The organism is Anabaena sp. PCC 7938, from assembly GCF_049315035.1.
Classification (GTDB): domain Bacteria; phylum Cyanobacteriota; class Cyanobacteriia; order Cyanobacteriales; family Nostocaceae; genus Anabaena; species Anabaena cylindrica.
This window is the reverse complement of the sequence record NZ_CP186034.1, coordinates 1,831,655-1,856,848: the sequence shown is the minus strand read 5'-3', so window position 1 is coordinate 1,856,848 and position 25,194 is coordinate 1,831,655. Positions and strand designations below refer to the sequence as shown.

The 25,194-nt window shown below is 36.8% G+C and carries 31 protein-coding genes; 14 read left to right on the top strand and 17 right to left on the bottom strand.

Annotation, left to right across the window (positions count from 1 at the left end):
• Positions 1-79: 79 nt before the first annotated feature.
• Positions 80-964, top strand: a complete 885-nt coding sequence (locus ACOWPH_RS08625; protein ID WP_015214990.1) for an ABC transporter substrate-binding protein — start codon at positions 80-82, stop codon at positions 962-964.
• Positions 965-1,068: 104 nt separating this feature from the next.
• Here the strand turns inward: ACOWPH_RS08625 and ACOWPH_RS08620 are convergent, their stop codons facing one another.
• From ACOWPH_RS08620 to ACOWPH_RS08590, 7 genes are all read right to left on the bottom strand, one after another.
• A complete protein-coding gene (locus ACOWPH_RS08620) occupies positions 1,069-2,031 on the bottom strand; it encodes an FTR1 family iron permease (RefSeq protein WP_015214989.1) in 963 nt (320 codons plus the stop codon).
• A gap of 65 nt (positions 2,032-2,096) precedes the next feature.
• The gene (locus ACOWPH_RS08615; protein ID WP_015214988.1) at positions 2,097-2,531 is read right to left on the bottom strand and encodes a ferritin-like domain-containing protein; all 435 of its coding nucleotides are present in this window, start codon (positions 2,529-2,531) and stop codon (positions 2,097-2,099) included.
• Positions 2,532-2,711: 180 nt separating this feature from the next.
• A complete protein-coding gene (locus tag ACOWPH_RS08610; protein WP_015214987.1) occupies positions 2,712-3,740 on the bottom strand; it encodes a helix-hairpin-helix domain-containing protein in 1,029 nt (342 codons plus the stop codon).
• A gap of 191 nt (positions 3,741-3,931) precedes the next feature.
• Entirely contained in the window at positions 3,932-4,258 is a 327-nt protein-coding gene (locus tag ACOWPH_RS08605; RefSeq protein WP_085930379.1) for a WD40 repeat domain-containing protein, read from the bottom strand.
• 3 nt (positions 4,259-4,261) lie between these two features.
• Entirely contained in the window at positions 4,262-4,924 is a 663-nt protein-coding gene (locus tag ACOWPH_RS08600; RefSeq protein ID WP_052334523.1) for a WD40 repeat domain-containing protein, read from the bottom strand.
• A 50-nt stretch (positions 4,925-4,974) separates the two neighbouring features.
• Complete coding sequence (locus tag ACOWPH_RS08595; protein ID WP_015214986.1) at positions 4,975-5,505, bottom strand: ferric reductase-like transmembrane domain-containing protein; 531 nt, start codon at positions 5,503-5,505, stop codon at positions 4,975-4,977.
• A gap of 246 nt (positions 5,506-5,751) precedes the next feature.
• Positions 5,752-6,777: a multicopper oxidase domain-containing protein gene (locus ACOWPH_RS08590; RefSeq protein WP_015214985.1), complete on the bottom strand. Its 1,026-nt coding sequence runs from the start codon at positions 6,775-6,777 to the stop codon at positions 5,752-5,754.
• 290 nt (positions 6,778-7,067) lie between these two features.
• Between ACOWPH_RS08590 and ACOWPH_RS08585 the strand changes: the two genes are divergently transcribed.
• From ACOWPH_RS08585 to ACOWPH_RS08535, 11 genes are all read left to right on the top strand, one after another.
• Positions 7,068-7,259 (top strand): CbtB domain-containing protein, encoded by a 192-nt coding sequence (locus ACOWPH_RS08585; protein WP_015214984.1) that lies wholly within the window; start codon positions 7,068-7,070, stop codon positions 7,257-7,259.
• Positions 7,260-7,776: 517 nt separating this feature from the next.
• A complete protein-coding gene (locus tag ACOWPH_RS08580) occupies positions 7,777-8,943 on the top strand; it encodes a hypothetical protein (RefSeq protein ID WP_015214983.1) in 1,167 nt (388 codons plus the stop codon).
• 116 nt (positions 8,944-9,059) lie between these two features.
• Positions 9,060-9,422 carry a hypothetical protein gene (locus ACOWPH_RS08575; protein ID WP_015214982.1) on the top strand — a complete coding sequence of 121 codons (363 nt, stop codon included), beginning with the start codon at positions 9,060-9,062 and terminating at the stop codon, positions 9,420-9,422.
• 5 nt (positions 9,423-9,427) lie between these two features.
• Entirely contained in the window at positions 9,428-9,841 is a 414-nt protein-coding gene (locus ACOWPH_RS08570) for an HNH endonuclease (protein ID WP_015214981.1), read from the top strand.
• Between the two features lie 49 nt (positions 9,842-9,890).
• Positions 9,891-10,028, top strand: a complete 138-nt coding sequence (locus ACOWPH_RS08565; protein WP_311381424.1) for a Txe/YoeB family addiction module toxin — start codon at positions 9,891-9,893, stop codon at positions 10,026-10,028.
• A gap of 451 nt (positions 10,029-10,479) precedes the next feature.
• Positions 10,480-11,403 (top strand): energy-coupling factor ABC transporter permease, encoded by a 924-nt coding sequence (locus ACOWPH_RS08560; protein ID WP_015214980.1) that lies wholly within the window; start codon positions 10,480-10,482, stop codon positions 11,401-11,403.
• Positions 11,396-12,064, top strand: a complete 669-nt coding sequence (locus tag ACOWPH_RS08555; protein ID WP_015214979.1) for an energy-coupling factor transporter transmembrane component T family protein — start codon at positions 11,396-11,398, stop codon at positions 12,062-12,064. The genes ACOWPH_RS08560 and ACOWPH_RS08555 overlap by 8 nt, the downstream gene beginning before the upstream one ends.
• 42 nt (positions 12,065-12,106) lie before the next feature.
• Entirely contained in the window at positions 12,107-12,871 is a 765-nt protein-coding gene (locus ACOWPH_RS08550; RefSeq protein ID WP_015214978.1) for an energy-coupling factor ABC transporter ATP-binding protein, read from the top strand.
• 422 nt (positions 12,872-13,293) lie between these two features.
• Positions 13,294-13,767 (top strand): hypothetical protein, encoded by a 474-nt coding sequence (locus tag ACOWPH_RS08545; RefSeq protein WP_015214977.1) that lies wholly within the window; start codon positions 13,294-13,296, stop codon positions 13,765-13,767.
• A gap of 137 nt (positions 13,768-13,904) precedes the next feature.
• On the top strand, positions 13,905-14,561 hold the full coding sequence (locus tag ACOWPH_RS08540) for a DUF1361 domain-containing protein (protein ID WP_015214976.1): 657 nt from the start codon (positions 13,905-13,907) through the stop codon (positions 14,559-14,561).
• Positions 14,562-14,713: 152 nt separating this feature from the next.
• The gene (locus ACOWPH_RS08535; RefSeq protein WP_015214975.1) at positions 14,714-15,877 is read left to right on the top strand and encodes a hypothetical protein; all 1,164 of its coding nucleotides are present in this window, start codon (positions 14,714-14,716) and stop codon (positions 15,875-15,877) included.
• Positions 15,878-16,034: 157 nt separating this feature from the next.
• Here the strand turns inward: ACOWPH_RS08535 and ACOWPH_RS08530 are convergent, their stop codons facing one another.
• The 4 genes from ACOWPH_RS08530 to ACOWPH_RS08515 form a co-directional block, all read right to left on the bottom strand.
• Positions 16,035-16,367 carry a DUF5615 family PIN-like protein gene (locus ACOWPH_RS08530; RefSeq protein ID WP_015214974.1) on the bottom strand — a complete coding sequence of 111 codons (333 nt, stop codon included), beginning with the start codon at positions 16,365-16,367 and terminating at the stop codon, positions 16,035-16,037.
• Positions 16,364-16,588 carry a DUF433 domain-containing protein gene (locus ACOWPH_RS08525; RefSeq protein WP_015214973.1) on the bottom strand — a complete coding sequence of 75 codons (225 nt, stop codon included), beginning with the start codon at positions 16,586-16,588 and terminating at the stop codon, positions 16,364-16,366. Before ACOWPH_RS08525 ends, ACOWPH_RS08530 begins: the two co-directional genes overlap by 4 nt.
• Positions 16,589-16,709: 121 nt before the next feature.
• Positions 16,710-17,006 (bottom strand): helix-turn-helix domain-containing protein, encoded by a 297-nt coding sequence (locus ACOWPH_RS08520; RefSeq protein WP_015214972.1) that lies wholly within the window; start codon positions 17,004-17,006, stop codon positions 16,710-16,712.
• Positions 17,007-17,020: 14 nt separating this feature from the next.
• Positions 17,021-17,314 (bottom strand): type II toxin-antitoxin system HigB family toxin, encoded by a 294-nt coding sequence (locus ACOWPH_RS08515; protein WP_015214971.1) that lies wholly within the window; start codon positions 17,312-17,314, stop codon positions 17,021-17,023.
• Between the two features lie 200 nt (positions 17,315-17,514).
• Between ACOWPH_RS08515 and ACOWPH_RS08510 the strand changes: the two genes are divergently transcribed.
• Positions 17,515-17,766, top strand: coding sequence for a hypothetical protein (locus ACOWPH_RS08510; protein WP_015214970.1), 252 nt, complete (start codon positions 17,515-17,517; stop codon positions 17,764-17,766).
• A gap of 35 nt (positions 17,767-17,801) precedes the next feature.
• On the opposite strand, the gene ACOWPH_RS08505 is transcribed toward ACOWPH_RS08510, so the two are convergent.
• From ACOWPH_RS08505 to ACOWPH_RS08485, 5 genes are all read right to left on the bottom strand, one after another.
• A complete protein-coding gene (locus ACOWPH_RS08505) occupies positions 17,802-20,348 on the bottom strand; it encodes an NACHT domain-containing protein (protein ID WP_015214969.1) in 2,547 nt (848 codons plus the stop codon).
• Between the two features lie 3 nt (positions 20,349-20,351).
• Positions 20,352-20,549 (bottom strand): hypothetical protein, encoded by a 198-nt coding sequence (locus tag ACOWPH_RS08500; protein WP_015214968.1) that lies wholly within the window; start codon positions 20,547-20,549, stop codon positions 20,352-20,354.
• 6 nt (positions 20,550-20,555) lie between these two features.
• Positions 20,556-20,744 carry a hypothetical protein gene (locus tag ACOWPH_RS08495; RefSeq protein WP_015214967.1) on the bottom strand — a complete coding sequence of 63 codons (189 nt, stop codon included), beginning with the start codon at positions 20,742-20,744 and terminating at the stop codon, positions 20,556-20,558.
• Between the two features lie 108 nt (positions 20,745-20,852).
• On the bottom strand, positions 20,853-21,128 hold the full coding sequence (locus ACOWPH_RS08490; protein ID WP_015214966.1) for a lipopolysaccharide assembly protein LapA domain-containing protein: 276 nt from the start codon (positions 21,126-21,128) through the stop codon (positions 20,853-20,855).
• A gap of 75 nt (positions 21,129-21,203) precedes the next feature.
• The gene (locus ACOWPH_RS08485) at positions 21,204-22,631 is read right to left on the bottom strand and encodes a phosphoglucomutase/phosphomannomutase family protein (protein ID WP_015214965.1); all 1,428 of its coding nucleotides are present in this window, start codon (positions 22,629-22,631) and stop codon (positions 21,204-21,206) included.
• Positions 22,632-22,735: 104 nt separating this feature from the next.
• On the opposite strand from ACOWPH_RS08485, the gene ACOWPH_RS08480 reads away from it, so the two are divergent.
• Positions 22,736-23,590, top strand: coding sequence for a PD-(D/E)XK nuclease family protein (locus tag ACOWPH_RS08480; RefSeq protein WP_015214964.1), 855 nt, complete (start codon positions 22,736-22,738; stop codon positions 23,588-23,590).
• Positions 23,591-23,614: 24 nt separating this feature from the next.
• On the opposite strand, the gene ACOWPH_RS08475 is transcribed toward ACOWPH_RS08480, so the two are convergent.
• The gene (locus ACOWPH_RS08475) at positions 23,615-24,976 is read right to left on the bottom strand and encodes a hypothetical protein (RefSeq protein WP_015214963.1); all 1,362 of its coding nucleotides are present in this window, start codon (positions 24,974-24,976) and stop codon (positions 23,615-23,617) included.
• Positions 24,977-25,194: the final 218 nt, after the last annotated feature.

The window sequence follows — 25,194 nt, the reverse complement described above, 5'->3', positions numbered from 1 at the left end:
TCTATATCTTCTTAACCTCAAAAAACTCTGTGTTCCTCTGCGCTAACTCCACGTACCTCTGCGTTAAAAAACAATAATCATGCGTTGGAAATCATCTGCAATAGCACTCATATTAACTCTATTTCTATTCTCCTGTACCACAGCAACAACTCAAACTCAATCTAACGTCGTACCAGTACAACAACTACCAAAAACTTCAGCTAAAAGAGTTGTAGCACTTTCCTCTCTTTCTGCTGATATTATTTCTCAACTTGACCAAACTAAACTTGTAGGAATAACTGGTAGTACCTTATTTAAAAATAACCCTAAACTGCAAGATATTCCCCGTGTTAGCGAAGGTCGGAGTGTCCCAAATTTAGAAAAAATTGTTTCTTTAAAACCAGATTTAGTTATTGGTGCAGCAGGATTTTCTGATGTAACTATTCAGAAAATTAAACAGCTAGGAATAGCTACTTTATCAACTAAAGTAAATAATTGGCAATCTCTAGAAGAACTAACTAAATCACTTGCTGAATCAATTGATGTAGATCCCCAGCCTTTATTAAATCGCTACAAAACCTTTTTACCTGCCAACGCAACTCAAAATATTTCTGCTTTAGTATTGGTTAGTCGTCAACCAATCTTAACACCTAATAAAAATAGTTGGGCAGGTGATTTAATTTCTAGATTTGGCGCGAAAAATATAGCCGCAGAATTACAAGGTAATAGTCCCATAGGTGGATATGTGACACTCTCGGCTGAAAAAGTTTTGGAAGCTAACCCAGAAGTTTTAATTGTAGTTAATGCTGAACCAACGCTGTTAGATTCATTAAAAAAAGAACCGTTTTGGCAGCAGTTACAAGCGACTAAAAACAATCGAGTTTATGTTTTTGATTATTACGGACTTGTCAATCCAGGTAGTCTAGAAACAATTGAAAAAGCTTCTCTGGAGTTAAAGAAAATCTTTGTAGCAAAAGAAATATAGCACATTTCATCTGATTGAGGTACACAAGGCCGGGCAAGATGCCCACCCCACAAGAATAGGAAAATTAGATGTGTTGTAGCATATTACAAATTATTTTAATCTTTTCAAGGACTAATTGATTTTTGGTCATCAACTCTAATATTCTTTTTTGCTTGAGAAGAACTACCTGTAATGCTGCGTAAATACAAACCGCCAATGCTGAGTAGAAACACAAAATAGCCTACGGCTTGAACGATATAGATTTTATCTCTGTAGCCAAACAAAGATTTAAAAATAATACCGGGAAAATTGTCATCAGGTAAAATGTTGGCAGTATTCCAAACCATTGGCCCTAAAATACAAGAATGGACTTTGGTAAAGCGTTCGTAATAGAAACAAAGATTTTCGGAAGCGCGACTGCTGAGTGCAAGACTAGACATTGCAGTATCAAAATGTTGTAAAGCTGAAACTACTAATCCAGCCACAATCAAAACTAATAAAATGCCCATTACCTGGAAAAACTGGCGAATATTAATTTTGACACCCCATTTAAATAACAGTATACCAATTACTGATGCTGCTGCTAAACCACTAAGTGCGCCTAAAGTTGGTATTAATCCCTGTTGAAAATTTGCGGCTACAAAGAGAACAGTTTCAAAACCTTCACGAACAACAGCGACTAAAATTAAACTAAAAACTCCCCAACCTGCATTTGAATTTTGTGTTAGTGCTTCTGTAACTGCGCCCTCAACTTGTGCTTTCATAAATCTGGCTTGTTTTGTCATCCAGATAAGCATCCAACTAAGCATGACTATTGCTAATACACTAAATACACCTTCTAACATCGGTTCAATGACAGGGGTATATTGAGGGTTAATTGCTCCTAATATTTTAATCAGCCAACTAAATAAAACGCCTATTAATGCACTAACAACAAGCCCGACGGCAACACCTGCATATACCCAAGGGTTGAGTCGAGATTGTTTTGCTTTTTTTAATAAAGCCAGGACAATACCCACCACTAGGGCAGCTTCTACGCCTTCTCGGAGGGTAATTACAAAGGTAGGTATAGCAGTACTAAAATTCATAGTTATTTAGTTATGAGTTATTGAGTCATTAGTCCAATAAGTTTTGGACTAATGAGTATTAATTATTAGCTGAAATCGCGTAACATTTTTTTCAATTCGAGATTATGCATCTCTTCTTGTCCAATCATGCCACGAGCGAATTCTTCTAAATAGATGCTGGCATTAGTTACAGTTTCTAGGAGATTTTTGTACAAATCTAGTGCTGTTTTTTCGTGAGTTAAGCTTTCTGCCAAAATATCCTTGACGTTGTGCTTATAAGTCTCCTCCATCTGGGCGATTTTTAGGGAGGGATGCCCATCTAAACCTGTGAGAATTTCGCCTACTTGTTGAGCGTGGAGTAGAGATTCAGCGGCTTGGGCTTTGAAAAAAGCTACAATGGGAATGCGGTTTGGCCCTGTCACCATTAAGGAATAATGGGTGTAGCGGACTACCCCAGCTAGTTCAAATTCCATGATGGCATTTAGTAGGTCTATGGCCTTTTTTTGATCAAGTTCTTGCATCAGTTGTTAAGATAAGCAAAATTACCGTTGGAGAATATTTAGTTAGAAGTTGTGAGTTAGAAGTTATGCTTTTTTCAGGTGTTGAAAAACCAAACTATCCTCTCTCTTCACTGCTAACTCTTTTTTCTCTTCTTATTCATTTTAAACTTGTTATTCTGTACTTCCAATGGTATGGAAATACTAACTTTGTGCTTTAGTGTTAGTTTTTTCTAATACTTTTTGGGTGTTTTCCTCTATGGTTTTCACTAGTTTGGTAACATCTTCAGGAGTTTTGATAGCTTGAGTTGGTGGGATAGCAGTCGGCCAAACTTTCACCAGTTCAGCCAAAGCTGTATCTATTGCTTTATGTGCTTCAGGATTGCTTTGTGCTATTTGGCTAGAAATGCCTTGATATAGTTCATTAGAGTAGACTACAAAGCCACGGGAGTCTTGATATTCGATTGGGGCGCTAATTTTACCATTTGCGATGGCAGCACCGTATTCTGAGTTAGCTGCATCTAGCAACCCGTTGATGACTTGGAGGACAAATTGTGGTTGATTGCGTTGATCTACTGGTAAGGCTGCGATCGCACCATCTACTGATTGTACTGAAGCCACAAAGTCTGTTTTGAGTTTGGTATTTTTGGGGTTAGATTTGACTAAATCTTGCAAACTTACCAAGGTTGTTTTGAATTCTTTAACTTTGCGTTCATTTAGCTGTTCTTCTACATCCACATAAATCTCCTCAACTGGATGTCCAATATGAGGTTCAGCTTGTTTTGGCTGATTTTGGTCTAGGAGTTCTTTTGCTACTAAAAGATGTCCTTTCATCAATCCCAACTTGGTCATGTAGTCAACATCTTTAGCCTCACCTGTCAGCACCACTTCCTGAACAGTCACCATCTCTTTAATTTGGTTAAACTGATCTTGAGTAATTACTTTTTTGCTGACTAAATCTTCTGGAGAACCATAGGGACGGCTGGCTTGAATTTTGTTCGACAATGCCGGCACGCCTAGTTTAGCCTCAAACTTATCTAACTCGGACAAGATAGCAGTATTAATATTAATTTGCGCTTTACCACCGTGACCGCTGTGACTGTTTGTTTCCGTAACTGGGTTAGTACTTGGGTTGGATGGACTTTCAGCTATTGGTGCGTTGTTAGTGCAAGAACTTAGAGAAATTATGGCACAAGTAGCGATCGACAAAAATATGTAGCGAGATTTGATCATTTTTGTTCCTGATTAAGTAAATTTATTATTTATAACGTTAGATAAGTATCTAGCATAAATGAGATTTATTATCAACTATTTTAGAAAAATATAGTTTGTATTATTTACTACCAAAATCAGCATAATAATACGCATATTGTAAATTACGTTGATACTCAAGAATCTTTTTTTGAGCGATCGCATAATCCATACTAGAAATTCCAAATTCTGATAGTTGCATCTGCACTCCCACTTACCAGAGTATGAGTATTAGGGATAAAAGCTAAAGACAAAACAGGTTTAGTATGACCGATAAAAGTATTAATTAATATACCATTTTCCACATTCCACAGTTTAACTGTTTTATCATAACTCCCACTAGCTAAAGTTTTGCTGTCAGAACCAAACACTACAGAATAAACTGCTTTATTATGTCCTTTTAAAACAGCCAATAATTCTCCATTTTCAATATTCCATAATTTAATAGTATGGTCAGAACTAGCGCTGGCTATATAGTTACCATCTGGACTAAAAGCTATAGACTAAATTGGTTTTCTATGTGCAGCTAATGAGGTTTTTAATTTCCCTGTTGTTAGATACCAAAGCATTATTTTTCCACCTTCTCCACCACCAGCTAAAATTTTACCATCTGGACTAAAAGCAACGGTTCTCACTCCGTCGGATTGTGGTAGATTGATGAGAGTATCTCCAGTTTTTAGACTCCAAATTTTAATAGTTTTATCCCAACTACCACTAGCAATAATTTGATTATTTGGGCTAATGGCAACTGCTTTCACATCATCTGTATGTCCAGATAATGTCTGAATTAATTTGCCAGTTTTTAGACTCCAAATTTTAATAGTTTTATCCCAACTACCACTAGCAATAATTTGATTATTTGGGCTAATAGCGACAGAATTAACGGAATTTTTATGTCCGCATAGTTGATGAATAATTTTACCAGTTTGTAAATTCCAGACATCAATATCTTTATTGAGATTACCATTAACTATGGTTTTTCCATCTGGACTAATAGCTAAAGAATAAACGTACAACCCTTTACTATTAATAGTTTTATTATTGAAATTTATACTATAAATACTTTTATTGAAATTGAACTTTATCAATACCAAAATAAGCAAAGTGAAGAAAATACATCCTTCTGTACTCAGAATTATTTTATAAATATGCGATATTTTTAGCATAATTATTTATCCTCTCAAAAATTCCCAGTTTACAATCCAAGTTCAATATTTTAACTTATTTGTTTTTGATTATATTCCTTTGTATATTCTAACCATCTTCGTCTACAAAATAAACCAATAGTTACTGTTATTAGAATCAGTTCTATAGGGGTGAGAATATTCCATTGCCCAGACATTTTTTCTTGAATGTGCCACAATAATAAAAACATGGCTATATAAGTTAATTTATGTAATCTTCGCCAGTTTTGTTTCATCTTTTTTACACTCCAGTCATTAGATGTAAATGCTAAAAGTACAAAAATAATTAATGTCAATGTTCCTTCTAAAGAAATTTCATAAGTTTGGATATCAAATAGATCTAAATTCCTTTTATTCACTATTAATACTGTATGAACTAGTGCAAATACAAAAGTAACAACACCTAATTGGCGACGATATTTCCATAAACAAATGGTAATTTTTGCTTTTTTAATTTGTGGAAAAACTGCTCTGATAGAACTAGGTAATAAGGTTAATATATAACTTAATAATGAAATAAAGCCTAGTAGATTAGCTGAAGAAATTGAAGCATTTATCAACATAATATTTGAGCTTTTTTATCTAAAAAATGACTTAGGCTTTAAATTCAGGACTTACGCAAAATCATGAAGAAACGTGCGCGAAGCGCATACCACAGAGGACGCAGAGGACACGGAGAAATAAGAGCTTCAGAGAGTTATTGCGTAAGTCCTAAAATTGAAATTAGAGGATAAAAACTTACATTTTGCTTATTTATAAAAATATAAAATCTTCTGAAAAGTGACATATGACTAAACTGAAAAACTAGGTCAGGTATTCTTTTCAGGCGTTTTAACGTCCTTTGCAGCTATGACTTCAAATTGACCCATACATCCATTTTCAGCCACAACATCTTGATGAGGATGAAACATATACTTACCGGGATAACGAAACGCAAATTCTAAGATATGCCTTTCCGCAACACCCATCGTTAAAACATCGGTTTTTTCACTGGGAATCATCGTCATCCCTGAACGATAAACATTAAAAAAATTGGCGTGGAGATGAAAAGTCACAGCCGGGTCAAATTCAATAATATTCAGCACATAGATTCTGATTAACTGATTTTGATAAATTGGAATTGGATGGTGCATATAGTGATGTGGTACACCATTAAATGCATAATATTCATTGCGGTTATCATCATTCACATCATACCCAGACATGATTAACACAATTTCATCAGCCGGGGGACGGGGTTGAGGAGGATCAATAATAAACATCCCATACAAACCCTTAGCAATGTGACGAGTTACTGGTGCTACATGACAGTGATACAAGTGAACGCCATAGGGTTCAGCATCAAATTCGTATATTGTCGCCTTATTATTACTTATTGGGCGCACACCATCCATTTCTGAGGGATGAACACCATGAAAATGGAGAGAATGGGAATGTCCGGCTTGATTAAGAAACAATACCCGCACCCGTTCCCCTTGTTTAGCCCGTAAGGTTGGCCCTGGAATGCGACCATTTAAATCCCAAATATTGTATGAGACAGCACTATTAAGCTGAATTGTGGAAGTACCTGCTGTTAATTGAAATTCTCGGATTGTGCGACCATTTTCTTGTTTAAGTGTCCCATAATCGAAATTACGTAGTACCTGCATGGGATTGGTAGCGCCTTTAGATGCCTCCATTTCCATTGGTGGTATTCTGACATTGGCATAATTGCTTCTATTTAGCATTTGCCAAATTGTAGCTGCACCAGTCACACCAGCACCTGCTAAACCTAGTTTTAGCAGTTGACGGCGACTCCAAAGTTTATCTTTACTCAAAGTAAAGTTGTCAAACATGGGATTAATTAGGGTAAGCACAGGAATTAAATTGCAAATAATTTGCAATTACTACTGCGTATGATAGAGGGCTTAGAAATCATTGTCAATAATTTTCCAAGTCAACTCAAGTAAGGGACTGTAAATAAAAAATCTCCAATTTGTAGGGTATGTTAGTACGGTAATTCGTAACCGACTATTAACTTAAGCGATAATAGTGGCGTGCTTTTTGCCCTTACCCACCATATAATTCTTGGGTAATTTATTTTTTGGAAATCCCTAAACTCAAACTAATTTATGCGAGGTCAAAAATGACTACTTTTTCTTTTACTTCCGTATTGCAAAAAACCGCAGGTGCTACCCTATCCAAGCCTGTACAGGTAACACTTTATATGATGTTATCTTCTTTGATCATCTGGACTGTGCTTTTCTCCAACTATCCTCCGGCACATAATACTGCACACTCACTGCGTCACCATGCATTAGGTGTGTCTTGTCACTAAATAATCATAATTCCCAGATTTTCTGACAATAACGCTGTTTTCGCGTCTAAGTTGTTACTTGGAAGTTATCTGAGAGGATGTAAAGATAGAAACAGGACTTACGCCGCTCACATATTAATAAGGTGCGTCAGATGCCAAAAATCTGTTGACTGTTGCTGAATTATGAAGTCTGACGCACCCTACAATTGATTGTGCATCAAGTATGAAAAGTGGCTTTAGTTCTAAGAAAATTAAGTATCTTTGCATCCTCCTTACTATAGCGGTTCTCGGTTGAGTGAGATACAAGAACCCAACCCCCAACCCCCTCCCCCTTCGGGTGATGCCTCCGGCTCCCGTAAGGGATACACCAGTCGCCTACGGTGGGAAACCCGCCTACAGCGCTGGTTCACCGCAAGCGATGAAGGGGCTATGATGTATTTCCTCCAAATGCATACCGCTATAAGTTGAAAGTTGACATTTGATTTATTACTGTTTTATTGCCTGTGTAATTCATGTTTTTTATTTACTATAAAGTTTGATGAAAAAATATCGCCTGTTTGGATTTATCAGTGCTGTTTGCATTACCTTGTCTATTCTTTATTCTGTTGTCGGAGTTTCCCAAACGACTAAGCCCCATGTGCAACTTTCTACTAATCCTTCTTTGGAAAGAATCTTACCTTTTGAAGCGGGAACAGAAAAAGAACAATCTCCTGTTAAAATGACATTTCAAGCGATGGATGCTGCTAGTAAACCGATAGGAAATGCTTTAATTAATTTACAAATTCTGACACCACAACGTAATCCTTTATTAACAACAGACTTCCCTATTGTTGAAGGTACAAAATTGTTGGAAATTGAAGCAGAAGTACCTGATGGTAAATTGGAATTTCAGCAAATTTTCCCGATTCGTGGTCATTATCAATTAAAGGTAAATGTTTCCCCTTTAGTTGCAAATGCTTTTGTTCCCTATCAGGAAAATTTAGATTTAAATGTGAGGGAAAATCCAGTTAAATATAAATATTTTGCTGTGACTGTAGCTATTTTATTATCACTGGGATTGCTAGGTGGTTGGGTGATTGGTGGACAACAAGAACTGCAAGAAGGAGAAATTGCACCGCAGTCAGTGCGTTTGTTGTTAAGTGCGTTGACTGTGGTGGCTATAGTTACTTTATTGTTTATTAATATAACTGCGGAAGTGGCTGAAGCTCATGGTAGCGGACATTCTCATAATAAGGAGACTATTGCACCTTCAGTTGAAAAATCTCAGGGTATGGAAGTTAGTCTGGAGGGAGATAAAACCGCGACTGTGGGAAAACTGGCTAATTTAGGAGTACAGGTGAAGGATAGCACCACAGGAAAACCTATCCAGGATGCCAGATTGCTAGTTAAAGCGATCGCTCTCGAAGATAATTTAACAGTTTTTGCCTACAATGGCGTTACCAACAAAGAAGGTAAATTAAGATGGATGTCACAACTTTTTGATGGCGCACCTCATAAAATTGAGGTAGAAGTAATGCCTTCAGCAGACTCTCAACAACAGTCTCCACCGATAAAAGTAGCGCAGGAAGTCGAAGTGGAAGCGATCGCACCACCAATATACATCCGATTGATTGGTTTATTCTACTTTACGGCTATTGTGGGGATTGGAATGGCGATTGGGTTGTTAATACAGCAACGTAAAGGATTGCAAGTTAGGGAAAATTAAGTAGATGAAAAAGATTTGAATTTCCAGCAATATCTAGCTATAAATTCAAATCTTTTTCACGAACGATATGGACTCTATAGAGTTAGAATAAGAAGTAAAAGTTTCATTTTGTAAAAATGTCCGAAACTGTTACCCTCAAACTACCGGAAAGGCTGGTGCAAAAAGCTAAAGAAATCGCTGCTTTTAGCCATCGTCACCTTGAAGACGTATTACTAGAATGGATTGACCGCGCCAGCAATGAATTACCTGTAGAATCACTACCAGATGAGCAGATTTTGTCATTATGCGATTTGCAAATGGAAACTCAACAACAAGAAGTTTTTAGTGACCTTTTAGCACGTCAGCAAGAAGGACAACTAACTGATATAGAAAATAGCCAACTAGACGAACTTATGCAAGTTTACAGACATGGTTTAGTACGTAAAGCTAAAGCTTTAAAAGTGGCTGTTGAACGTGGTTTAATAGCTACAATTACTTAACAGTCATGGCTCGTTTTTACATTCCTGTTGAAATAGAACGTCGTGTTCGTAAAGATGCTCAAAACCGTTGTGGCTATTGTTTGAGTCCTCAACGTTTAGTAATGGCACGTTTGGAAATTGAACATATTATTCCTATAGCCAAAAGTGGTAGTCATCATGAATCAAATTTATGGTTAGTTTGTCCTATTTGTAATAGATATAAAAGTGATAAAGTTATAGGTATTGATCCAGAAACAGGTGAGATAGTTAAATTATTTAACCCACGTACTCAAGTTTGGTGTGAGCATTTTTTCTGGACAGAAGATGGATTACAAATTGTGGGTAAAACACCAACTGGTAGAGCCACTGTTAAAGCTTTACATTTAAGTGATGATGCAGATGCTTTGGAAGTCCGTAGTTATTGGGTACTTGCTGGTTAGCATCCTCCACAAGAATAGATAGAATTATAATAAAATAAGTATTGCTAACTTGATTCAAAGTTTTAAAAAAATCTTGGAATTAATTAAAGATATCCAAAGAGAACCTTTTTCTGGAATAGGTAACCCAGCACAACTAAAATATGAATTGCAAGGTTACTGGTCAAGACGAATTACAAATGAACAATAGATTAGTCTACAAGATAGAAGAAGATTTATTAATTATTCTATCTTGTAACTATCATTATGATTCATAAAATCAGGCTTTAATTACCAAAAACTGAGATTCTTAATTTATTTAGGACTTACGCAAGATTGAACTCAAAACCTGATTCTTGCGTAGGGGTAATTCATGAATTACCCCTACTTCCATTCTGTTTTGTGTAAGTCCTGTTATTGAAGCAGTTAGAAATCTGAGATTATGTCATAAAGATTTATGAATGTTAACGATTCAAAAAACAAATATATTACAAATATATTATCTATAGTATTATTTTTAATATAAATCCACCCTCCGTAATACCAAAATATCCCCCAATAGGGCATTGTAAAAGAAGGAAAAATATTGTTCTCTTATTAAATTGATACCGTAGTTATATTGCTTAAGTTAGTGTAAAGAAAACACGAAAACAGGGATTTTCATGCATATACCAGATGGATTTATTTCAGTTCCAGTAGCAGGGGCTACCAGTTTAGCAAGTGCGGCAGCTTTATTTGTGGCCTTTGGGCGATCGGAAGAAGCTTATGGAATTCGTCGCGCTCCCATACTAGGGTTAACCACAGCCTTTATTTTTGCAGCCCAAATGATTAATTTCCCCGTAGCGGGAGGAACCAGTGGACACTTGTGCGGAGGTGCTTTAGCGGCGATTATTTTGGGTAGTCCCTGGGCGGGAATGTTATGTATAGCAACAGTTTTAATTATTCAAGCAGTGCTATTCGCTGATGGCGGTATTACTGCCTTGGGTGCAAATATTTTTAACCTCGGAGTAATAGGTGTTTGGGTAGCTTGGGGATTAACTCAAACCTTACAACGACTACTTGGTGGTTCTAAAGGACGTTTACCCCTAGCAGCTGGGATTGCCGCTGGTGTGAGTGTAGTGGTTTCGGCGATCGCTTGTGCCATTCAATTAGCCCTTTCTGGAACAGCATCAGCCAACGTAGTTTTACCCACCATGACGGGTGTACATATTTTGATTGGTATTGGTGAAGGATTGATTACAGGAGGTGTGCTGACTTATCTAGCCACTGCCAGACCAGATTTATTACCAGGGGAGGAAGAAAAATTTAAAGGCTGGTTAGTACCCGTTGTCAGCATTATTCTGGTTGCAGGCGTGCTGTCGCTGTTTGCTTCAGCTTGGCCGGATGGTTTAGAAAGTGTAGCGGAAAATTTAGGCTTTATTAATTTAGCAGAGGAAGTCAGAGTAGAAGTACCAACACCCTTTGCTGATTATGGTATTGCAGGTTTGGAGCAAATCGGGACTAGTATTGCAGGTTTGATAGGTGCTGCGGTTTGCTTTGCGGTAGCCTTTGGAATTGCCAAAGTTATGAAACCGAAGAATGCTTAAACTTTCTTTGCCTTTACGGTTACAACTATCTCTAGTAATAGTGATTGGGGCAGCTTTATTAAAGTATCATGCTTGGTCTAATTTACTTGTGTATGGTGCGATCGCTCTTTTGTGGATGTGGCTACTACGTGTCCCCATACGCAAATTAGGCGGTTTACTGGGTACAGAATTAATCTTTCTGTCATTGATGGCTTTACCCCTGGGATGGGAACGAGCTAGTTTTCTACTCATGCGATCGCTAATTTGTCTAATTACCATGAATAGCTTTTTACTCACCCTACCACCCCACAGCTTTGGCATCGCCCTCAAAGGCTTACCCATACCAGCGCCATTAAAGGAAAACTTACTTTTATCTGGGCAATATTTAGAAATATTGCTCTCAGAAGTAGGGAGAATGCAACGTAGCGCCCAATTACGAGGACTAAATGGTGCAGCCGGATGGTTACGTTATGCTAGTACTGCTATGATTGGAGCTTTATATCTCCGTACCCTCGACAGAGCAGAGCGAGTTTACGCCGCAATGGTTACTCGTGGTTATAATGGGCAACTACCCATAGATTCCACCCTCAGACCAAAAGAACGTCTTACAATATTAACAGCTGGAGCGATCGCTAGTTGTATAACTCTCAGTTCTTATTTTCAGAGTTTTGCTCATAATTAAAATATGAGTAAAAGAGCAGTTGTGAATCTTGAATTGTGAATTTTGACATCTTTAACATCTCATCCCCAAACTTCTATCTCTCATCCTCATACCGCTGTAGTTGAGGTGAAAAACCTGGTCTATGCCTATTCCCACCAGCAGCCAGTATTACGAGAAATTTCCTTTAAACTAAATTCAAGCGATCGCGTCGCCTTAATGGGTGCAACCGGCTCAGGCAAAAGCACCCTCCTAGAAAACCTCATCGGCTTAAAACATCCTCAAAGTGGCTCAATTTTCATCAACGGCATTCCCGTAGAACCGAAAACCCTACCCCAAATCAGGAAGCAAATCGGCTTTACCTTCCAAGATGCCAACGACCAACTATTTATGCCCACCATCTTAGAAGATGTCACCTTTGGCCCACGCAACTACGGTGTCTCACCAGCAACAGCAATTGATAAAGCACTGCAATTATTAGCTGACTTTGGACTCGAAGAATACGCCCACCGTTCAGCCCATGAACTATCAGGAGGACAAAGACGTTTAGCAGCCCTAGCATCAATATTAGCCCTAGACCCAGCAATTCTCATTCTAGATGAGCCAACCACCGGACTTGATCCCTCATGGCGACGGCATTTAGCCCAAGTATTATTAAAATTGCCAGTTCAGGTCATGTTAATTGCCTCCCATGACCTACATTGGTTAGGAAAAGTAACCCAACGTGCTTTAGTCCTCTCTGCTGGTCAAATTCAAATAGACAGCCATATTCAGCCACTTTTGCAAGATGGAAAAACCTTAGATCAGTTAGGTTTACCAGTAGATTGGTAATTCGTAATTAGTAAAATAAGTAGTCGGACAAAATCAAATTAATTGGTGAACAGTATAATCTCGTTCCTAGTCTCTGACTAGGAATGTTACCACAGAGGCTCTGCCTCTACTATCATTGATAGCACTTCGTTGTAAGTACCATTATCTCGTTCCTAGTCTCTGACCAGGAATGCTACCACAGAGGCTCTGCCTCTAATCTCATTGATAGCGCAGCAAGCAGAGCCTTCTAGAATTTCCAAATAAAACCCAGTTGTTACAAGGCTTTTACATTAAGTTAACACCAATGGGTTTTCCCTCCCTCGATTGTATTGCATCCGACCAAAAACTCTTCTTTACTGAAATTACGAATTGATGATTTAATTGCACCAAAACTACTAAATTATTCGGTACTATTAATAAGATTTTATTGCCGTTGGATATTAATGTTTTTTGTGCGTAAAAATACCGTTATCACTTCCCTGAGTCTGAGTATTGCTTTATTTCTAACTAGTTGTAACGAAACTAAAGTTTCCCAGTGTCAACGATTGATTAAAGTCGTTAATCAAGGAACATCTCTAATTGATAACAATAAAGGAAAACAGGTAACAACCAGCTTGCAACTATCCAGAGATTTGCAAACCGTTACCAAGTCGATTCAAGAACTAAAATTAGCAGACCCCAAACTCCAGGAATTTCAAAGCAATTTTGCCAAAGTTTTTGATAATCTCAGTCAAGGATTTTCCACAGCAGCTAAGGCTCTGAGTACCGCTAAGACATCAGAAGCCTCCTCAGATGGTAGACAAAAAATCCAAAAAGCCCGAACTGATATTGACTCCACACTCACAGTAGCAGCCACAACCGCTGGTAAACAATCAGATACCTTCGGGAATCAACTCAATGAGTACTGTAGTCAATAGAAATAGACATCACTGATAAAGTAGAGATATTCCATAGAATGTCTCTACAAAGATGCCAAAACAAGCATATTTAACTTTTGGAGATGTCTAAAAAAAGCACAGATTAACCGATTATAGATTAATCAAACTTATTGCGTATGAAATCAGAATTAATTGAATTAATAGCCATTGTAATCCAAGTATTACAAAGCAATATGCGTTGGATGACTTGGAACTTATTTCTGGCTTTTATCCCCTTGGCTTTGAGTATTTGGTTGTTTCGCACTAAAATTGGACGCTCTTGGGTTTGGTGGCTAGGATTTCTAGCTTTTTATGCTTTTTTACCAAATGCGCCTTATTTATTGACTGATGTGATTCACTTAATAGATGATATCCGTCGGATTCCATCAGTGTGGATAATTACATTAATATTAATACCCGTTTATCTAGTAGTAATTCTCGGTGGATTTGAAGCTTATGTAATTTCCCTCATCAACTTAGGTCACTATTTGCACCGCATTGGTAAAAGTAAATGGATATTTGGTGTTGAATTAATTACTCATGCTTTGTCTGCTATTGGTATTTATTGGGGCAGATTTTTGCGTTTTAACAGTTGGGATTTTATTACTCAACCAGATGCCATACTCACCAAAGGTGTGGAAGAACTCTTTGGTAAACAGCCCTTGGTGATTATTACTGTTACCTTTGTCATTCTTTTCGGGCTGTATTGGATTATGAAACGAGTAACTTTGGGTTTGGTGAATAAAGATGTCAACTCACCACCAGCTAATCCTCACATCTCCAAAGCAGGATAATTAACAGGTTGACTGACAACTCATGCCAATTCTATCTAAAGAAAGGAATAAGAAAATGTAATTTCTCGTCAAAAGAAAGATGCAGCGATACCACGATAGAGGTTGAATAAATTTAGATTATTCAAATTTATCGACGTGGAATAAATCATAATATGACACTATTGTCTATTGATGAACTCAAAACTTTAGTTGCAAATCCTGAAACCCCATGTGTATCTCTGTATATGCCTATGCAAAAAGCCGGGCCAGAGATTCGACAAAACCCCATTCGCTTCAAAAATTTAATTAGAGAAGCCGAGGAACGTTTAGATACTGGGATACGCCACACAGAAGCATTAAATCTGCTCAAACCAGCTATGGAACTGGATAGAGTTGATTTCTGGGAACACCAAGATCAGGGATTGGTAATTTTGATTTCCCCAAATTTATTTCGGTACTATTGTTTACCAATTGAGTTTCCTGAATTAGTAGTTGTTGGTGAGCAATTTCACCTCAAGCCCTTGCTGCATTTAATTAACAATGATGGTAGTTTCTACGTCTTGGCTTTGAGTCAAAAAGACGTGAAATTATTTGCAGGAACAGCCCATAGTTTCCATGAAGTTCAAATAAACACTATACCACATCGTTTAGCAGAAACTCTTCTGGAAGACGAGTTACAAAAAGGGGTACAGCACGGAATTGGTACACCAAGAGGGGCAACTGCTTCTGCTCAACATCCCGGTTCAGTTCATGGACAAGGTAGCTCTGATAGAGAAAAGCACGAAGAAGATATTCTCCAATTTTTTTATGCTATTGATACGGCATTGCATGAGAAATTAAGAGAAGAAAAAGCGCCTTTAGTATTAGCAGGTGTAGAGTATCTATTCCCAATTTATCAAGAAGCAAATACCTATCCTCATTTAGTAGAAGAAAGTATTAATGGTAATCCAGAAGTTATCAATTTAGAACAATTACATGATGAAGCTTGGCGAATTGTCGCACCTTCTTTTCAAGAAGAAAAAAAAGCAGCAATAGAACTTTATCAACAATTTGCTGGTGAAGATAATGGCAAGGCAACTAGTGATATCAAAGAAATTATCCCAGCAGCTTACTATCAAAGAGTTGATTCTTTGTTTGTCTCGGTAGATGATCAGACATGGGGAAAATTTGATTCAGAAACATCAACTGTAGATTTACACGCAGAACCAGAACCAGATGATGAAGATATGTTAGATTGTGCTGCCGTTCACACGCTGTTAAATGGTGGCAGAGTTTATACTCTTGAATCTGGAGAAATGCCACATGGGGCAACGGCAGCGGCAATTTTTAGATATTGATTGTTAATGGTGTGTTGCTCCCCTGGGACAACGCACCTGTTTCTAATTTAATTTGCGATCGCTTGTTCAATTAATTGAGTCATTGCTGTAAAGCTGCTGTAAATAAGGCTTATTAACTATTGTACTAATTTTCTATTCTATATAATGCTTTGTTACTTTAATAAAGTGTCAAAACTCCTAAATCCGAATTTTTAGCAAAGGCTTGGATATCCGCTAAATGTACTCGCAAAATTTCTTCAATCTGGTTGGTTGAACAATTACCACGTCTAACCCAAATAACTTTTGGCGGATATCCTCGCAGGATGCTTAATTCATTAAAATCTGCATCTCTAGTGACAACTATAAATTCATTTTGTTTTGCATACTCCCACAAAATTCGATCATCTGCTTGATCTAAACCTAAGAGAAAAACGTGCTGAGAGTTGGGGTAAATAGCAGCGAGTTTATCTACTAAACGAGGTGAGAGGTTATGGTCAAATAGTAACTTCATGCTTGCACCATCAGCATTTGTCTTTCTCTATCGGCTGCATAGCTAAGACAAGCTAAGATATCTTCTTGTGTTAAATAAGGAAAATCATTAAGTATTTCCTCGTAAGTCATGCCGGAAGCAAGATATGATAAAACATCATATACGGTAATTCGCATCCCACGAATACAAGGTTTACCTCCTCGTTTTCCTGGTTCGATGGTAATTATATTTTGATATTGCATAGTGTTTAAAAATTAAAGGTAGGTTTTGTTCTCTATTTTAATGGTATCGAATTTTTACGGCAGGAATCGCTTTTTTTGTTTTAGAGAAAGTTGCAAAGGTACAAAGACGAAAAATCAATAATCAGTGACTCATTTCATTTAAAGCTATATTAATTATTTCTTCACTAACTCCATGATGTTTTAAATTTTCAATAAAGTTATAAATTCCTTGATTACGACTTTCTAAATAATATAATATTGCTGCAATTGGGGATGGAGTATCAATAGGATAATTTTGTTGTTCATAGACTTCTACTAAAGTCGTTAAAATATCTAATTTTTCATATTCTGGTGTATGAGGTTCAGCATCAAAAATTTGTTCGATTTCTTTTAATGCCTGTTGATAATCTGATTCTGTTCTAATTGGTTTTAAGTTCATAACATCAAACCTCCTTAAACAATTGTAGCATCTATTTTATCATATTCTTGATGAGTACCAATAAAGCGAATAAAAATAATGCCAATTTCATAACGAATATGGATAATTAAACGATAATTATTACCTTTAATATTAAAAACTACTCGATTATTAGCAATAATACTGGCATTAGCATAAACTTCTTTAATATCTGATGGACTTTGCCAACTTGCACGGGAAGCATCATCAAACCATGCTTTTAAAGGCTGTTCTGTATCAGGATGTTTTTGCCAATATTCTCTGAGGGTACTCCGAGCAATAATTCTCATTATAATAGGTTTTATTAAAAGGATATTTTTTGAGCAGTAGATTTATTAATTTTAAATAAAGGTTCAATTCCGAGGCAGTCCGCTTTATCACTTTTTTATGTCCTCACTCTCTGGAAATATCGAAGCCGCATATTGTAAAGAAAAAGATTTCTAAATTAGAATAATATGATATCTTCGATTTTTCAATAGGAGTAAATTGTATGTCAAATCATAGCGGAAGTTATATGTTAAATGAAGTTATTACCATCTTGAGACGTGAAAATTGTTTTGATCATTTGGATCAAGAAAAGAAGCAAAATTTAATTGAAGAAATTGTCAGATTAGCTCGTTATGAAGATGATTGTAATTCCGGAGAAATTTTAGAAGGACACACAGACTATTTTCAGATATGTTATTGTTGTTTAGCGAAAACTAATGATCTAGAATCAGGTCTTTGTGTAAAATGTAGATGATGAGTTATGGTCAAATAATAACCACTCATCTTGATTTACAGGGTTGGCTTTAACATTCGTTCCTCTATTTCTTGCCACCAAGGAGGGGAAGCTTCGTCGATTGCTGCTCTTTTACAATCAATTATGAGTTTATTAACATAGAGATATTTATGGTTTAGTGTTTCGAGTTCTGCCATAAATGAATAAATCATTTCTCTTGGCAGATTGAAAGCATTTAACAAAGTTGTTGGGAGTTCTTCTGCAAATTTATTAAATTTTTCCTGTTGTTTTTCATCATTGGGGATTTCAGATTTAAGTTTCTCTAGGTTTACGGCTAGTTTAGTAAATTCTTCATTATTAAATATTTTTAATTTTTCAATTTCATACATGGTCTCAATATCTTTATTGATGGTGTTGACATTAGGGCTATAGTAAGCAATTCCGATGGCGTTGGTATAAGCATAAATAGGGATATTGGTAATTCCAATAGCGTTGGCAATTCCAATGGCGTTAGCTGCGTGAGCGATGATGTTAGCTTCAGCGTAACCAATTGCAACTGCGATCGCAATTGCAATTGCACGTTTACCTACAGGCTTAATATTTCCTGCTGTTCCTGATGTTATCTCATCTGCCCAGTGTAATAAATTTTGCAATTTAGGCGTATTAATATACTTTTGGGATTCTGCTTGCATCAACGATAAGAAATTACCTGCATTATCACCCATCAATTCTGCTGTTAATAAAAACACTTCTCGCCAGCGAGTATCTGTCAAATGTTCTTTAACTAATTGCTCAATTTGGTTATTTTCAACAATGTACTTAGCTGTAAAATATTCTTGAAAAGTCAGATGAGAAAACGAGTAAATACCCTCAGAGTCAATATCCTGCGCTCGTTGAATTAATAAGCCATGTTGAGCCTCAATAGTTTTTACAACTGATTGAATATCGTTATTTGAAATATCTTTGAGATATTCAGAAATATATTTTTGAATTTCACTTTCTTTAAATAAAGCATATTGTTCTTGATTAAACTTAAGATAAGCTATATAACTCAGAAGTTTTTGTTTATCTCCTAGCGATAAATTACGGTAACGTTCACTCCCTAAATCTCGCTGAATATCTCTTTTCTTATCCCATTCTTTTAAAAGTAGATTTATTCCTCTTTGATATAATTGCGAACGCTTAGGAGGTAAATCTTTAGACTCACCAAAAATCCAGCAAGTCAAACTTAGCAGGATAGGAGTTACAGCTAATTCAGCGATTTGCTTATTTTCTGGCAATCTGAGTTTTTCTAAGAATTTTGCTGTAATTTCTTCACCTTCCTGATGTGTGTTAGCTAACGTTGTAAACCAATTTCTAGAAAATTTTTCAACCTGCGCTGGGTGAAAATCAGCAACTTCAACATAATCGAAATTTTGTAAAGTATATTCTGTCGTTTGTGTCCGACAAGTGATGATCAAATGGTTTTTGTAATAAAGCGAGTTTCGAGAAAATTCATCAATCTGTTTTTGAACATCTCGCCGTGATTCAGTAGAAACTTCATCCAGTCCATCTAAAAAAATCAAGACTTTACCTTGCTTAAGAATTTGCTTTGTTTGTTCCTGATTTGTTAAATCAAATTCTTTATGTATTTCGTCAAATAGATTGAAATGACTAGCATTTGTGATGGATCTAAGTTCAATAAAAACTGGAATATTCTCAGATTTAAACTCACCCTGACAACAAGCAACAGCTAAGTGTCTTAAAAATGTAGTTTTACCTGAACCTGGTTTACCCAAAATCATTAATTTGCTGCGTTTCTTTGCTACTTCAAATCCATCAATTCTACCTCGGCGCTGACCCAATCCAAAGCGGTCAAAGTCATCTTGCAAATTTGAGTTTTTAACTAGACCATCAATTGTTGCCAAAGTCTCGCTAGAAATCTTTTTCAATAAGTAGACATCTACATAAAGTTGGTCAACATCAATACTCTGAAGATTCAATAATTTTATTTTGCTATATAGATGTTGAATTTTATCACAACACTTATTTCTTACTTCCTCAACTAAACAATCAATAGAAATAATAGAATTTAAGGAAGTAATATTTTTCTTTTCCTTGCGAAGAATGTCTTTCTCGTGATCATCAGCTTCATATATCTCCTCTCCATCTTTACGTCTAATAAGAACTGTATTTGGTGAATATCCTTTTTTGGGTGTTTGTAAATATTTTGTCAGGGTGTACAAATATGGAGTTGGTGGAATAGAAATAATAAATAACCTTTTACCATCTAGTGATACTACGTCACATTTGATTTCTGGAAGACGTGGTTCACAGGCTGATTTAAGTTTATCAAGAATTTGTTTTTCCTGAATTGTTACTACACCAACATCCTTTAAATCTCTTGTTCCGTCAAGCTTTAATTTATCTCCAGCACCAATAATGAGATATCCTGTCTCTGTGGCTGTTCCAATATTTCCATTAGCAATTGATATGATATCTTTGAGAAATTCATCCCATTCTTTATCATCTTTAATACCATTTATTACTTTTGACTCGATTTTAAAATCAAGTTTTGCATCTTCTTTTCTTGCAATCAAGCCACGCAGTTCTTCACTATCCATAATTTAAATTAATTGTAAAGAGAAAGATGTAATATCAAGTTTATCTTCTTCCGTCCAAGTATCACTTTCATCAATAATAGATAAATTTTCCTCAACTAAATTAGTTTCTAATGCTTTGAGGATGAGTCTAGCAATTATATCTTGTTCAGTTTCAGGAAGTTGCTTTATTTGTGCGATCGCTTGTTCAAGTAACTTAGTCATAAGTGTTCACCATAAATCGTTATCTATTTTACTGGATCTAATATGTTCAATCATAATTTTTACAGGTGATTTAGGCATTCGTAACTGTGCCTTTTCAAAAAACTCATCTGACAAAGGAGGAATATCTGAAGTATCAATTTCCTCATCACTCATAGCATCAATTCTAGCCCAATCGGTTTTTGAGGTATTGTTCATAGCGTTTTCGTTCGTGAGAGAATGCCTTTCTTAATGAAATAATTCTACACACCAACTTCTAATTCTCTCCTCCTCTCTGTGCCTCTGCGCCTCTGCGTGAGAAAACTCCTAAAAATCCTCATCATCAATAAAAAACTCCGCTTCCTCATCAACCCTAGATTTCGACGCACCTAACCCCCAAAGAGGCTGCAAAACCGCCACACCTAATAAACCCACAGCCACAGAAAAAGCCAACACCAACCCAAAAGGAATTTGTATTGATTGAAAAACCAAAAACCGTAAAGAGACAGGTGTAGCATTCTGCACCGAAATAAGTGCGATCGCAATTACCCAAACAGCTATAACTACAGATATAAATAAATTCGCCAAGATTTTGAAAATCATAACTTCAAATATAATTTCCTAAGCAATTGTAGAGACGTTTCATGAAACGTCTCTACATAATCATCAGGTAATGGATTAACCTAACTTAGCAATTTCACTCTCCATAAATTGAGCAATCTGACTAAGTTTTTCTGGTGAGTTAGTTTCCATATACACCCTCACCAAAGGTTCTGTACCAGAAGGACGCAGCAACACCCAGCTACCCTCTTCTAAATACAATTTAATCCCATCCTTCCTCCCGACTTCCTTCACCTTAATTCCTGCCACTACTGAAGGCGGATTTTTGGTGTAAGCATCAATCACAGCATTTTTGTGAGACTCGGTCAGGTGTAAATCCAAGCGATTATTATACAAAGGTCCATCAGCTTCTGCGATCGCTTCCTGAACCAATTGACTTAGAGGCTTACCCTCATAAGCGATCGCCTCAGCCACCAGCATATCGGCAAGAACGCCATCCTTTTCAGGAATATGGCCAATGATACTCAAACCACCCGACTCTTCCCCACCAATCAAAACAGCGGTTTCCCGCATTTTCTCACCGATGTATTTAAAACCCACAGCAGTTTCATAAATTTGCAGACCATACTTAGCCGCAAAATTATCTAACAAGTGGGTAGTTGCCACAGTCCGCACAATCGCGCCGCTTTTACCCTTGTTTTTTATTAAATGCCGTGCTAGAACTAACAGCACTGTATTGGGAGTGAGGACATTACCTTGTTCATCGACAATACCAAAGCGATCGCTATCGCCATCTGTCGCCAGACCTAAATCCGCGTTATCAGCGCGGACAGCATCCACCAATTCAACTAATTGTTCCCCTTTTGGTTCCGGCATCCCGCCACCAAAGAGTACATCCCGCCAATCGTGGAAACTTTCTAACTGGCAACCACATTGTTGCAAAACTTCATCTAAATAACCGCGAGAGGTAGAATAAAGGGCATCATATTTGACCTTTAAATTCGCGCTTTTGATTTTTTCTACATCCAGTAAAGTGTAGATAAAATTCAAATAATCGGGCTTCGGATCAAAAGTAGAAATTGAACCTGATGGATTGCTTCCGGGCAACTCATCAGATGCACTCTCTATATTTGCCACAATAGTATCAGTAATTTCTGGTGTGGCAGGCCCCGCATAATCGGGTATATATTTAATCCCACAATAAGGTGCAGGATTATGACTAGCAGTAAACATCAAAGCCCCTGCGGAATTCAAATGACGGGCGTTGTAGGCAATTACAGGAGTCGGACAATCCCGATCTGTAATTTTCACATTCCACCCTAAATCAGCCAGAACTGCGGCAGATGTCCGGGCAAACTCGTCAGCTAAAAACCGCGTATCGTAGGCGATCAGGACTGGTCTGTCTTTACTGTAGGCAGTTTCCAGGTAACTAGCTATTGCTCTGGTTACTTTCCGCACATTGGGAAAAGTAAAATCATCAGCAATAATGCCGCGCCAACCATCAGTACCAAATTTTATCTTGCTGGAATTGCTACTGTTGCTCATTTTGCCACTCTCTCCCCTGCATCATTATCACTATTAGGAAGCTTCCCGCAAAGCGTGCGTAGCCGCAAGTATCCCACCGTATTTTCTCTCACTCTACCTGAGCAATGTCAACCCCCGATAGACCTTTTGCCAGTTATCACCTTTGGTCTTTAGTTGCCCCAGCCACAGGGCAAGAACGTTTGCATTGCCAAATGAGGCGAGGATTTATTAAGGCACGACAACATGAACCACAAGTAAAAGCTTTGTTAGCCCAAGCCACACCACCCCAGCGGATTGGCATACTTGCCCAAAAAGGTGTTTATGAGTTTCATCATCATCACCATTTGTTAAATCAGTCTGATGGCGTAGAAAAAGTTGCCCAGTTGCTGAAATTAAGTAACTTCACTTGTCAAGTTAAGCAAAGGGTACTACAAATTTTACGAAAATATCACAAATCGCCTTTGTTGTTGGGTAAACGGATTATCCAATTAACCCCAGGTGATGAAGGATTTCCCAAACCAATTGTGATTGAACAAGAAAACTATTGTTTTCGTTTGTATGCAGCGATGGATTGTGTATTTATCGAGTCTGATAGCACCTTACATATTTTAGATTTTAAAACTGGCAAATCTGCCTTTGATAAACGACAAGCTTTAGTTTATTTATTAGCAGCCCGCTATCTTTATCCTGGCAAAACCGCTGTCGCCTCATTTTATAATTTGGAAATTTGTCAAAAGTCTGATTTAATTACTATTAATAATCATGAATTAGCAACCCTGGAATTTGAGTTATCTAATATAGCGAAACAACATCAACTAGATTTACAAAAATATCAATCAAGAAGCAGTAATTTTAGTAAAATATTTCCACCAAATCCCGGCTATCATTGTCGGTTTTGCCCATTTAACTCAATTTGCGAATTTGCTGATTTTAAAACTGGTGAATCTCAATCAATGCCAATTACTAAGAATCGCGGCTAATCTTGGCAAAACTCGATTTTATTTTTAACAAAACTGCTTAAAAAATGATAAGTCAATTTCCCCAAAATTAATACTCATAGCAATATTTAATTGTTCTAATGTTTTCACTAACCAAATAATGCTCTCAGTCGTAGCCGATTCATAGTGGTTAAACAGAATTGCAAATCTTTTTTCTAAATATGGTTTGACTTTATGACAAATTAATACAACTTTTAACAACAACCCAATGGTTGTTAATGAACCTTGGTTACTAATCAAATCCAAAAATGTTGAGTGTTGAGGTGACGCTTGGCTGTTGACAACTAAGAAGTTTAGTAGCTGGCTGCAAGTTCTCACCAGCAAGAAATCATTGGGTTTCTGGTAATCCGCTTGGGGTAATGTATTTTGTAAATGAGTGTATAGGCGCTGACTAAATTGATTTTTGACATATTGTCCATCAACAGATGATATCAAATATTCATATAAATCATCTTTGAAATCATGAAATTTGACAGTTTGACTGCTGTATTTTAAGAACTTTTGCGCTCCTTCTTGATAGGTATGGCCATTTTCGGCATTACCAATAAATTGTTTGAGAGTGCTGTAAAGATCGCGATCGCTTAATAAAGTAGGATTATTAACATGGCGCAACATCCGATTTGCCTCAGATGGAGAAACTTTGCTTAAAATCTGAACTCGACGGACTTTATAAGTTACGTATTGTGATAGATCGATTTCAAATTTTCTCTGCACCTTTGTTTGAAAGTGTCTAACTGTTTCCTGTTGTTCAAAAGTAGAGTCTTCACTAATTAAACAATGTTCATATAAATAAGGATAGCGACTAATCAAATTGATCAAAGGTTGATTATCTTGACTTTGATTTAATTTAGAAGTTTGACTAACTATTTGACTAAATCGTCGCAAGATCAAATACTGCTCACTGTCAGAGAAAATCTGCACTAGCTCACGCAAGCGTCTAATTTCTCTTACACGGAAGCTATTTATGCCTAATCTATTAGATGGAGTTTCAAATAAGTTGATTAACTCAGCAATAGCATGATGCAACCCCAATTGCATATACCAGCGGTTAATTAAAATGTGGCAACAACGGTTTAGAAAGAATTTAAAATCTTCTGTTGCGTTCTTGCATGATGTAATTTTATCTAAAATCGTGATAATTTCAGGCTCAGGATAATTAGCCCGTTCAATAAATAAACACCGAAAACGCTCAATCATTTGGCCAGGGGATTCCATTTGCACCAAATGCAGAAAATGTTGATATATCAACTGTTCTTCTTGAAAACAGTGATGATAATTGTGTAGGTATTCTAGCCTACCACTGGCTATCTTGGCGGAGGGTGTTTGTTCCACAGTTTTTTCAGATTCAGAACTAATGCAATTATTCACCTGTTATTACCGTTTACAAACTTACTTATATGTTATTTCTCATATTTAAAGTTGGGTATGTCAACCGCAGAAATTCGGGTTTTCAAATATTTTGACTATTTTTAACTCCATATTTCTATTGAATATTGACATATTAACAGCTTACTACCGATTCCGAAAAATTACTGAGTTTTTTATTAAAGGGAACATAAATTTTCGCTGTACAAGGGTAAACTTTT